Source organism: Klebsiella sp. K47 (assembly GCF_051858335.1).
GTDB classification, from domain to species: domain Bacteria; phylum Pseudomonadota; class Gammaproteobacteria; order Enterobacterales; family Enterobacteriaceae; genus Klebsiella; species Klebsiella pneumoniae.
The window spans coordinates 1-225 of the sequence record NZ_JBPYUI010000395.1 but is presented as its reverse complement, the minus strand read 5'-3'; the positions used below and the strand labels follow the sequence as shown (position 1 = coordinate 225).

Sequence of the window (225 nt, the reverse complement as noted above, 5' to 3'; positions counted from 1 at the left end):
CGATCATACGCACCTACCAGGTCGACGTGATGGTGGTGCGCCTGGACCTGTTCGATGCCGGCAGCGGCCAGCCGGTCTGGAGCGCCAGCGCAGAAACCACCAGCCAGGGCTCACCGAGCGAGCGCGCCCGCGCCCTGCGCGATGCCGTGCACAAGGCCCTGGATGGCTACCCCCCAAGCTGAAGGCAACCGGAGAATCATCATGCTGCGCCGTCTCGCTCTACTC

Annotated in this window: 1 protein-coding gene; it reads left to right on the top strand. The window is 67.1% G+C overall.

What is annotated here, in order from left to right:
• Nucleotides 1-182, top strand: a 182-nt coding sequence (locus RRF55_RS28530; protein ID WP_439419374.1) for a DUF4136 domain-containing protein, incomplete at its 5' end; no start/stop codon positions are given.
• Nucleotides 183-225: the final 43 nt, after the last annotated feature.